General features: G+C 35.2%; 7 protein-coding genes. 1 reads left to right on the forward strand and 6 read right to left on the reverse strand.

Annotation, left to right across the window (positions count from 1 at the left end; translation table 11 throughout):
- Positions 1-160 precede the first annotated feature (160 nt).
- From BM371_RS18480 to BM371_RS18505, 6 genes are all read right to left on the reverse strand, one after another.
- Entirely contained in the window at positions 161-2278 is a 2118-nt protein-coding gene (locus BM371_RS18480) for a TonB-dependent receptor (protein ID WP_034678261.1), read from the reverse strand.
- Entirely contained in the window at positions 2278-3480 is a 1203-nt protein-coding gene (locus BM371_RS18485; protein WP_034677576.1) for a PepSY-associated TM helix domain-containing protein, read from the reverse strand. Before BM371_RS18485 ends, BM371_RS18480 begins: the two co-directional genes overlap by 1 nt.
- A gap of 87 nt (positions 3481-3567) precedes the next feature.
- Positions 3568-5697 carry a TonB-dependent siderophore receptor gene (locus BM371_RS18490; RefSeq protein WP_034677578.1) on the reverse strand — a complete coding sequence of 710 codons (2130 nt, stop codon included), beginning with the start codon at positions 5695-5697 and terminating at the stop codon, positions 3568-3570.
- A 155-nt stretch (positions 5698-5852) separates the two neighbouring features.
- The gene (secA, locus tag BM371_RS18495; RefSeq protein WP_034677579.1) at positions 5853-8927 is read right to left on the reverse strand and encodes a preprotein translocase subunit SecA; all 3075 of its coding nucleotides are present in this window, start codon (positions 8925-8927) and stop codon (positions 5853-5855) included.
- A gap of 115 nt (positions 8928-9042) precedes the next feature.
- Entirely contained in the window at positions 9043-9264 is a 222-nt protein-coding gene (locus BM371_RS18500; RefSeq protein ID WP_027382805.1) for a DUF2795 domain-containing protein, read from the reverse strand.
- 140 nt (positions 9265-9404) lie between these two features.
- The gene (locus BM371_RS18505) at positions 9405-10427 is read right to left on the reverse strand and encodes a GDP-mannose 4,6-dehydratase (protein ID WP_034677580.1); all 1023 of its coding nucleotides are present in this window, start codon (positions 10425-10427) and stop codon (positions 9405-9407) included.
- Between the two features lie 166 nt (positions 10428-10593).
- Between BM371_RS18505 and BM371_RS18510 the strand changes: the two genes are divergently transcribed.
- Positions 10594-11391, forward strand: coding sequence for a DUF2797 domain-containing protein (locus BM371_RS18510; protein ID WP_034677581.1), 798 nt, complete (start codon positions 10594-10596; stop codon positions 11389-11391).
- Positions 11392-11422: the final 31 nt, after the last annotated feature.

Below are 11422 nucleotides of genomic sequence, written 5' to 3' on the forward strand. Positions count from 1 at the left end.
AACATTAAGAATTTAAAAAATTCTACTGTATAAAAGAAGATTAAGAAATTTGACAGTCAAATTATTTAAGAACTGTACTCAATAAACATCTTTGATGTTTTTCTTAATCAATCTTAACGATTTCAATTTCTTAATGTTAAATATAAAAAAGGTTAATAAATCAAAATTTATATTCAACCATAAAAGTTCCTCTCATTCCCAAAGAATTGGTAAAATCGGCGTCTCTTGCGGCCCACCATGCAATTGCAGGCTGATACATTTTGTTGAAAACGTTTTCAATACCTAAAGAAACCTTCCAGTTGTTGTTGACTTCGTAACTTGATTTAAAGTTGAAAACCGTGTATTCCGGAACTTCACCTTCACCATAAACATACAATCCTGTTTTAACATTCGGATCGAATCTGTCTTGTCCAAAAGCATGAAGCATATCTAACCCAACAGATAATTTTTCAATTGGTTTTACCTGTACATATGCCAAAACTTTTGGTGCAGAAATTCTGCTGTTGTTGATTTTTGTTGAATAATCGCCATCATCTTTTGGTGAAGTGATTCCTTCTATCCAGCTGTAGCTTCCTCCGAAATTGATCCATTTTGTAGGATTAAAATGTAGAAAACCTTCCACACCATACACGACTTCCGGAGCTCTCTGGATTGTCAAGGCTCTGTCCGGACTCTGGATAAAAGTTGCTCCCAATTTTGAAGTGCTTACGTAAGAAGTTACTTCATAATTGATCCATTTTGCAATCTGCCCTGTTGCTCCCAATTCATAATTGTTGACAATAATTGGTTTTGTTTCAAGATTTGTAATGGTATCTGAAGTGGAAGTTCTCAGAATTCTTCCCAGCTCGTTGATCGAATATGCCTGTGAAAAGCTTCCGAAAAGGTTGATGGTCGGGTTGATATTATAACGAACACCAATGTTTCCTACCAATGCATTATATTCAAGGTCTCCACCTTTTACAAAGATACTTTGGGTAAATGTTCCGTCGTTTTTAATGCTTGAAAGGGTGTTGAAATCACCGACATTCACTTTCATGTTTTCGTAGCGCAGACCTCCTTTGATGGTAATTTTCTTTAATAAATCTATTTTAACCAACATAAAAGGAGCAATATTCGTCATATCCATATCGGGAGTCCAGTAACGGCCGTCTTCCAGTTTCTGAACCGTCTCATCATTTAAAACATCAACCCCATAAATAATTTCTGCCTGAGAGTTTTTAGCGCTCCAAAGCTGAGTGTCAAAGTTGGCTCTGGCTCCGTATTTTTTAGAAATTACATTAGATTGTCCTCCTCCAAAGAATGTATCGCTATAGCCGTAAACTGTTCTGAAATCCTGCATGTAAAGGTTTACATTTAATGAAGTTCCTTTCCAGATGTTTTTATTGTCGTAGCTTACTTTAATATTATGGTTTCGTGGAGTTCCTTGTGGTGTGGTTTCAAGATTTTTTCCTTCACCTTCACCTATTGTCGGAGAGATACCGTATTTTCCTGTTCTTAAACCTAAATTAAGATCAGATCTTGAAGCATAACCAATATAAGAGGCTTCAATTCGTTGGTTTTCATTAAAATTATAACCTAACTTCAACATTCCGTTGTAGTTATCCATTTTTGCCGGACTGTATGTCGGACTTAAATATACACCATCCGCATCTTTCATATAACCAGTTCTTTCGTAGGCTAATGAAGCAACATAGTCAAACTTTTTGGTAATTTGCCCTGAAAACAACTGGCTTGCTCTGAAGCCTAATGTTCCGCCATACGGCTGACCTGTAATTCCAACCTGCGAAATCCCTGAAATTTTCTTGTCTGAATTGCTTTTTCGGGTAATGTAATTAATGATCCCTCCATCTGCGCCATTTCCATAAATAGATGAAGCTCCTTTAATAACCTCGATTCTTTCAATAACTGAAGGGTCGATTGATCTTAAATCTCTGGCTCCGTTTCGCAATGGTGTTGATTGCGGAATGCCGTCAATTAAAACTAAAACCTGACGTCCTCTCAATGTTTGTCCGGTATTGGACGTCTGTCCTGAACTTGTCGCCAAACTCGGAACGGTATATTGTAAAATGCTTGTAATATCTGAATTCACCGTTAATTGCGACTGAACCTGTTTTTCACCAACAATCGTCACAGAGCTCGGAATTTCTTTTATGCTTTCTTTTTTTCTGGAAGCCGTAAGTACAACTTCATCTACATTTTTTATTTTTAAACTGTCTTTTTCCTGTGCAAAAGCAGTAACGGTTGCGAGACAAGCTACTGATAGAAGAACCTTTTTCATTATATTTTCTTTCCTTGTTTTTTCTTTTTCCCCCACCACACTAAAAATCCGGTAACCGGCAGTGAGGTACAGATCAATCCTGCGATAAACCAGATGATTTTTCCGACCAGCCCGAAATAAGAACCGGTATGAACATCATAATTGGCATTGGCATATTTTTCTGCGTTATTGAGTTGCTGATGAGGTTTGTTTGATAAAAGTTTACCCGAATATTTGTCGAAAACAATCTGGTTTCTGATGGCAAATTTTCCGTCTTCACCATAGACTGTGACAGGAATGTTTTTTAGTTCTTTCCCTTTTTTATTTTTACCGTTGAGTGGAATTCTAAAGCTTGAAGATTCAGGATATAAATTTTTTGTTTCCTGAGCTGAAAGGTCAAAAACAGAATTGTTTTTTGCTAAAAGTGAATCAGGTGATTTGATTTCTTTTTCTTTCGGAAGTTCAGAAGATCCGGATAATGTAAGATTGAATGTATTTTTCACCCACGGATAAGCGAAGTATATTCCTGATAAACTTAATAATAAAGCAATAAAAGATGCGTAAAATCCTAAAATATTGTGGAGATCATAGTTTTTACGTTTCCAGTTTTTTACATTTTTCCATTTAAACCAAAAACGACCCTTTGCTGCACTCTTATTTTTGGGCCACCAAAGAATAATGCCGGTAATTAGCATCATTATAAACAAAACAACAGGAATCCCTACCACATATTTTCCCCAATCAGCTTTTAATAATAAGCTCCAGTGTATTGATTTTAAAATAGGGAAGAGGTCGTATTTTTCGTTATAAATTCCTAAAATTTGCCCATTATATTGATTGACATAGACCAGCTTGTTGATCTTTACTTCATCAAAATAATTCCAACCCTTTTTATCTTTTTCGTAATACAGAAATTCGTATGATTTATTTTTGTCTAAAGGAATCTCAACTGAACTGATCGGAAACTTTTCATTGATTTCCAGCGAAACTTTTTCCTTTAAAATTTCAATTGAAAGAGGATTTTGTGTAATTGTTTGAGCTTTTACATAAATCACATCCTTTCTCAGCTGACTCTGAATTTCATCCTTAAAAACATACATCGTCCCCGTCAAAGAAACAACAAACACAATAAGCCCAACAGACAAACCAAACCACAAATGCAGCTTGGCAGACCATTTTTTTGTAAAAGAAAGTTTCTTTTTGTGGTGATGTTTTTTTCGCATACAAATTTATTATAAGCTTAAATTTTATTTAAAGCATATCTGCCAAACTACATAGCAGTTTGGCAGATGATTTATTTAATCTAATAATTAGAATTTGTAATTAAGACTTAATGATAAAGTTCTTAATCTTTGTGGAGTTACTGTTGACCAACCAGAGAAATATTTTTTATTCCCAATGTTATCTAATTTAAGAATGATGCTGTATCTTTCTTCATTATAAGATAGTGCAGTATTGAAAACTGCATAACTTGGAATTGTAAATGTACCTATTCCGGCTCTGTTTAATGTATAAAGATTGCTTGCAGAATTGGCTCCAAATCCTACTCCTACATTCTTTAATGCTCCGTTCTGGATTTTGTAGTTCGCCCAAAAGTTAAATATATTTCTAGGACCAGCTTCTTCAGGACGGTAACCAACATATGTAGGATCACCAACTGTTACTTCACTAATGTTTTGACTGAATCCTGCAATTACATTTAATCCTTCTATCGGACTACCAACAACACTAATTTCGAATCCTTTACTTTCAACTTCTCCTCCCTGAATACTGCTTAAAGGATTTGTCGGATCTGGCATTACTTTATCTTTTACTAATAAGTTATAGTAACTTGCTGTAATAGATAATTTATCTTTTACTAAACTTGCTTTTGTTCCTACTTCCCATTGGTTTGCATGTTCGGGATCAAAGTATGCAAAATATTTGGTTCCGTTTAGATCTGTGTTTTCCACAGGCTCTACATTTTGGAATCCGTTCATATAATTGGCGAAAATTGAAATTTTGTCTTTAATAGGCTGATAAACTAATCCTAACTTTGGAGATAGGGTAGTAGTTGCCTTTGATTTTTCAACTGCATAAGCTGTAGGATTTCCTGTAAAATGATCTACTCTTAAACTTAACATTGCAGATAGATTCGGTAGAATATTTACAACATCGGAAACATAAGCACTGTATATTTGTGTTTTCATGCTTCCAATCTGCTGGCTTGTTGCGGCTAAAGCGTTATCTACTGCCGGTTTTGTTAATGTTCCTGCTGCTGTGTCGCTTTGGTTAACTAATGAAACTGTTCCAAAATCAGCCCATCCTGTTCCTCCAATTAAAAATTCTCTTTGGAAATAATCTAAGCCAAACAATAATTTATTTTTTACGCTTCCGATATTGAATGTTCCTACAAAATTCTGTTGAATGGCTGTCGTATTTGTTTCTCCACCAAGTTTAGAGATATATCTTGTGAATTCATCTCCGTTTGCAGAATCCCACAGGTAATGATTATAACCGTCAGTTTTTGTATTACCTCGTGATAAAATAGTGCTTGAAGTCCAGTTGTCTGAAATTCTATATTGAGCCTGTGCTTGTATATTAAATGTTGAATTTTTTATACTTAAATCATTGGATGTGAAAGAATTTTTGTAATTCTGTTCAAATATATCAATAGAGCTAAACGATAAAGGGCTGTATCTGCTCAAGAAAATCATTGGAGCATTTGCAGCGTCAGACTTTTTTATTTCTGTATTTACAAAAAATGTCAGTTTATCATTTACAATGTATTTAATTGATGGATTCACGTAAATAGATTCGCTAAAACCTGCATCCTGAAAAGAATTTTGTTTTTGATAAGCAGCATTTATTCTTGCAAACATACTTTTTCCTACGGGCGTATTTACGTCTGCTGTAACTCTGTTCAGACCGTAACTTCCTGTAATATATCCAACCTCACCACCAAAATGATTGTAAGGCTTTTTAGTAATAACATTTAAAAGACCACCATAAGAAATAACGCTACCACCATAAAGTGTACCTGAAGGTCCTTTAATAGCTTCAAGCACTTCTATTCCTGCAGGATCTAAGGTTCCGTTATTGAATGCAGGCATTCCGTTTACAAGATTAGGTTGTAATGAAAACCCTCTCATTGAGTAATATTCACCACCATCATTTCCTCTACCTGTAGATTCCCAAAGTCTTGCAATACCTGTAATGTTTTTAATAGCGTCATTAAAGTTTGTAACTACTTGTTCCTTAATTACATTTTTATTAACAGTATTGTAAACCTGTGGATTTTCAATGTCTTTTAGAGGCATTTTGTTTGCAGAAGGACTATCTTTTGTCAAATATCCTGTAATAACAACCTCGTCAATTTTATCAGCCTTCAAAGTATCAGCTTCTTGAGCGTAGCTTAATAATGATCCTAATATTGAAACACCAACCAATGTTTTTTTCATGAAAGTCAAATTTTCTGCAAATATATTCTTTTTAATTATTCTAAATAAATTACCGCGTTGATATTTGTCATATTATTTTCCAAATATTATTCAATAAATAAGAAAAACCCGCTCCAATAAGAACGGGTTTTTGTGAAATTTATAATTTTTATCTCTTATGCGGGAATTTCTCCTTTATATAAGAAACTGATAATTTCTTTATTCATCTTATCAACCATCTCGCTGAATAGGTGGAAAGATTCCTGCTTGTAAATCACCAAAGGATCCTTCTGCTCATAAACAGCACCCTGAGAAGATCTTCTCAGATCATCCATTTCACGAAGGTGAAGTTTCCAGTTCTCATCGATAATTGATAAGGTAATATTCTTTTCAAAATCATTAATAAGACTATCGCAATGAGTTTCATAAGCTTCCTTCAGATCCGTAACAATTGTTGTGGTTTTGTGACCATCTGTGAAAGGAACCTGAATCATTTTAAACATAGAACCCTGATTCTGGTAAACATTCTCAATAATCGGGAATGATTTTTCTTTCAATAAGTTCAGCTTCATTTGATAGTCTTCCTGAGCTGCTTTGAAAACAATATCGGTAAGATCTGCAACCTGTTTAGATTTAAAATCATTTTCAGAAACCGGAGATTGCATGGTGAAATTCTTGATGATTTCAAACTCAAAATCTTTGTAATTTCCGGAAGCCTTTCCTTTAGCTACAATAGAATTTGCCACATCAAAAATCATGTTGGTAATATCATATTTTAAATGATCACCGAACAATGCATTCTTTCTTCTTTTGTAGATAACGTCACGCTGCTTGTTCATTACGTCATCATACTCAAGAAGTCTTTTTCTTACCCCAAAGTTGTTTTCTTCTACTTTTTTCTGAGCTCTTTCGATAGATTTTGAGATCATAGAATGCTGAATAACTTCACCTTCTTTATGACCCATTCTGTCCATCATTTTAGCGATTCTTTCAGAACCGAATAAACGCATCAAGTTGTCTTCCAGAGAAACATAGAACTGGGAACTTCCAGGATCTCCCTGACGTCCCGCTCTACCTCTCAACTGTCTGTCAACACGTCTTGAATCGTGTCTTTCTGTTCCGATAATTGCTAAACCGCCTGCTTCTTTTACTTCTTTGGAAAGCTTAATATCGGTACCACGACCTGCCATATTGGTTGCAATCGTTACAACTCCCGGTTGACCAGCTCCAGCAACAATTTCTGCTTCTTTTTTGTGAAGTTTCGCATTCAAAACCTGATGCTGAATCTTTCTTAAACTTAGTGCTTTTGATAATAATTGTGAAATCTCAACAGAAGTTGTACCCACCAATACCGGTCTTCCTGCTGCTGTTAATCTTTCGATTTCTTCAATTACAGCGTTATATTTTTCTCTGTTGGTTTTATAAACCAAATCTTGTCTATCATGTCTTTGGATCGGACGGTTGGTTGGAATTACCACAACGTCTAATTTATAGATCTGCCAAAGTTCTCCGGCTTCAGTTTCAGCAGTACCGGTCATCCCCGCAAGTTTGTTGTACATACGGAAATAGTTCTGAAGGGTAACTGTTGCAAATGTCTGAGTTGCTGCTTCGATTTTTACATTTTCTTTAGCTTCAATTGCCTGGTGAAGACCATCTGAATAACGTCTTCCTTCCATGATACGGCCTGTCTGCTCATCAACAATTTTTACCTCACCGTCAATTACCACATATTCATCGTCTTTTTCAAATAATGTATATGCCTTTAGCAATTGGCTCATAGTGTGAACTCTTTCAGATTTTTCTGCAAATTCTGAGAATAATTTTTCTTTAGCTTCGAATTCTTCTTCTTTAGATAAATTTTTAGCTTCTACTTCAGCGATTTCAGTTCCGATATCCGGAAGTACGAAGAAATTTTGATCAGAGTTTCCTTGAGACATGTATTCAACACCTTTGTCTGTAAGGTCAACCTGATTATTTTTTTCTTCAATTACGAAGTAAAGGTCTTTATCTACAATCGGCATATCGCGATTGTTATCCTGCATATACTGAGCTTCAACTTTCTGAAGCAATGCACGGTTTCCGCTTTCCGATAAGAATTTAATTAATTGTCTGTTTTTAGGAAGACCTCTGTAAGCCTGAAGCAATTTGAATCCTCCTTCTTTTGTGTTTCCTGCAGCGATTAATTTTTTAGCTTCATTAAATATTGCAGAAACAGTTTTTTTCTGAACCTCTACGATTCTGTCGATAGAAGGCTTCAGAACATCAAATTCCTGTCTGTCACCCTGAGGAACAGGTCCTGAAATAATCAATGGTGTTCTTGCATCGTCTACTAAAACAGAGTCAACCTCATCGACGATAGCAAAGTTCAGTTCTCTTTGTACCAATTCTGAAGGTGAAGTTACCATGTTATCTCTCAGGTAATCAAAACCGAATTCATTATTGGTTCCGTAAGTAATATCTGAGTTGTATGCCTGTCTTCTTCCGTCTGAGTTCGGTTGGTGATTATCAATACAGTCAATCGACATTCCGTGGAATTGGTACAATGGTCCCATCCAAGCCGAGTCTCTTTTTGCAAGATAGTCGTTTACGGTTACCACGTGAACTCCTCTTTCGGGAAGTGCATTTAAATAAATAGGAAGTGTTCCTACCAAGGTTTTACCTTCACCGGTTGCCATTTCGGCAATTTTTCCGCTGTGAAGAATGACCCCACCGATGAACTGTACATCATAATGCACCATATCCCAAACGACGGGTGTTCCGGCTGCATTCCATGTGTTTTTCCATACGGCCTGATCTCCTTGTATTTCAATGAAATCTTTTCCTGCTGCTGCCAATTGACGATCCCAGTCTGAAGCAGTTACACGAATTTCTCCGTTTTGTGCCCATCTTCTGGATGTTTCTTTAATCAAAGCAAAAGCTTCAGGAAGAACCTGCAAAAGAACTTTTTCTTCAATTTCGTAAGAATCTTTCTTTAAAGCTTCGATTTTAGAAAACAGAGCTTCTTTCTCATCAACATTGGTAGAGTTTTTTATTTGCTCTTTAATTTGTTCTATCTGCGCTGTGATACTGGCTGTCGCTTCTTTGATTTTAGATTTGAATTCGGCAGTTTTCTCTCTCAAACCATCATCAGATAATTCTCCGATGTTTGGTTCAACAGCTTTGATTTTTGTTACAACTTTTTTTACTTCCTTTAGGTCCTGCGCTTTTTTGTCTCCCAAAAACCCTTTAAGAACTTTATTTAAAAAACTCATAGAATTTGATTTAAGCTTAAAGTTTAGATGCTTTAAGCATATTAAAATTACACGCTTAGTGTGTATGTTATATTTAAAAAGCTTTAAGTGTACTACTTAAAGCTTATGCTTTGTCTTAATATTCGTCTTCGTTCCACAGATAATCTTCGTCTGTAGGATAGTCGCTCCAAATCTCATCGATCGCATCGTAAATTTCACCTTCATCTTCGATTGCCTGAAGGTTTTCTACAACTTCCATCGGTGCACCAGTTCTGATGGCATAATCGATAAGTTCTGCTTTTGTCATCGGCCAAGGTGCGTCGCTTAAATATGAAGCTAATTCTAATGTCCAGTACATAATTTTTTATTTTTTTGCAAAAGTATAAAAATAGGTTATATTATAAACTTTTTTATGACTTGATTTTCAATTCTTTTTATTAAACTTTTAATGCTTTCTGTGCCATTATACATTTATAGGGCATTTCCTGCATATTGCTGTCATTTTCTCAAAAACCATTCCACAAATTTTTTTGTGCCATTTTGGAAGTTGGTGACAGGATTATAGCCTACTAAATTCTTTGCTTTGGTAATATCTGCATTGGTTTTTGTGACATCGCCGGGTTGCATTGGCAGATTTTTTCTGATGGCAGATTTTCCTAAAAGTGTTTCCAAAGTTGAAAGCATTTCGTTTAAATTGATAACCTGGCTTTCTCCTAAGTTTATAATTTCGTAAACACCGGAATTTTTCTCAAGATATTGAGATGATTTTACGATCCCGTCGATGATATCATCAATATAAGTATAGTCTCTTGCCGTTGTTCCGTCGCCATAGAACGGGATTTCTTTGTCTTCAGAAATGAGTTTTGTAAATTTATGAATGGCCAAATCCGGTCTTTGTCTCGGTCCGTAAACCGTAAAAAATCTTAATTGAAACATATCAATTCCGTATAAACCGTGATAAACGTGTCCTAAAATTTCACCGCTTTTTTTGGTAGCTGCATAGGGAGAAATAGGTTTATCTACATTGTCGGTTTCAGAGAAAGGCGTTTTTTCATTGTTGCCGTAAACGCTCGATGAAGATGCACAAATAAATTTCTTAATGCCGAACTGTTTGCAAAGCTCCCAAAGATTCATCGTTCCGCGAACATTCACCTCTTCGTATTCTAAAGGACGTTCTATGGAAGGTCTCACACCTGCAAGAGCCGCAAGATGAATGATCTGATCGATTTTATGATCGGTAAAGATTTTTTCAAGCCCGTTTTTATCTCTTATATCCTGAAAATATAAAGTGTGGTTTTCTGACTTTGAAATAGAGATCAAATGTAGAATATCATTTTCTTTTTGTGAAAATTCAAATTCAGATTTTTTACCTAAAGATTCTAAAGTATTTTTGATTTTTACTTTATAATCATAAAAATCATCGAAGTTGTCAATATTTATGACAGAATGTCCTTCTTTCAATAATTTTTCAATCAAGTGAGAACCTATAAATCCGCTTCCTCCTGTTACGAGATATGTCATCTTAGTGTTTTAGTTGCACAAAAGTATAAATTTAAGAATTTCTTTTGTTTAATAAATTGATAATATTTAAAATACATAAACATCGTTTTTAATAAGTGAATTTGTTTTGAAAACTATTGATGATGATATTTCCTGTTTTTGTACTTTTACTTCAAATAAAATTAATATGCAGTTCAAGGGGCAAATTTTAAAAATGACGAGCTTTAATGATCAACCTATTCAGTATTATCTTAATCTTTCGGGAGATCTTATTCATATGAATGAGCTTTTTGGGAAAGAACTGACGATAAAACATGCCGGATTTCAGTGTGTGAATTGTGGTTTAGATAAAACGATTTACAGAATGGGGTTTTGTAAAAGCTGTTTCTTCGAAAGCCCTTATGCAAGTGATACCATTATCCGTCCCGAACTTTCTACGGCGCACTTGGGAATTGGTGAAAGAGATCTTGATGTAGAAAAAGAAATCCAATTGCAGCCCCATACCGTATATTTAGCTTATACTGGTGATGTGAAAGTGGGAGTGACCAGAAATACACAAATTCCGACACGATGGATCGATCAGGGAGCAACTTTCGCTTTGCCGATTGCAAGAACTGAAAACCGTTACGAAGCCGGAATGATAGAAGTTGCCTTAAAAGAGCATCTTCCGGATAAAACAAACTGGAGAAAAATGCTTCAGGACGATTTTGAAGATGATATAGATCTTGCAGATTTTCAGCAGAAAATACGAGAGTATTTTCCTGAAGATTTTCAGAAATTCTATTCTGAAGGCGAAAATATGTGGAAATTCGATTATCCTTTCGGGAAACCGGAAAAAGTAAGCTCGTTTACACTAGATAAAAATCCTGAGTTTACAGGAAGGCTTACCGGAATAAAAGGGCAATATTTGGGATTTGAAGGCGGAAATTTTATGAATGTAAGAGGACATGAAGGATATGTAATTGAACTTGAAGTGAAAAATTAGCATTTCCCTGATTTTCGGGATGGTCTGATTT

The organism is Chryseobacterium formosense, from assembly GCF_900116415.1.
Taxonomy (GTDB): domain Bacteria; phylum Bacteroidota; class Bacteroidia; order Flavobacteriales; family Weeksellaceae; genus Chryseobacterium; species Chryseobacterium formosense.

Excerpts from the sequence above, each read along its gene's own strand:
- BM371_RS18510 (WP_034677581.1), top strand. The coding sequence starts at position 10,594 with ATGCAGTTCAAGGGGCAAATTTTAAAAATGACGAGCTTTAATGATCAA.
- BM371_RS18480 (WP_034678261.1), bottom strand. The coding sequence starts at position 2,278 with ATGAAAAAGGTTCTTCTATCAGTAGCTTGTCTCGCAACCGTTACTGCT.
- BM371_RS18505 (WP_034677580.1), bottom strand. The coding sequence starts at position 10,427 with ATGACATATCTCGTAACAGGAGGAAGCGGATTTATAGGTTCTCACTTG.
- BM371_RS18490 (WP_034677578.1), bottom strand. The coding sequence starts at position 5,697 with ATGAAAAAAACATTGGTTGGTGTTTCAATATTAGGATCATTATTAAGC.
- BM371_RS18485 (WP_034677576.1), bottom strand. The coding sequence starts at position 3,480 with ATGCGAAAAAAACATCACCACAAAAAGAAACTTTCTTTTACAAAAAAA.
- BM371_RS18500 (WP_027382805.1), bottom strand. The coding sequence starts at position 9,264 with ATGTACTGGACATTAGAATTAGCTTCATATTTAAGCGACGCACCTTGG.
- secA (WP_034677579.1), bottom strand. The coding sequence starts at position 8,927 with ATGAGTTTTTTAAATAAAGTTCTTAAAGGGTTTTTGGGAGACAAAAAA.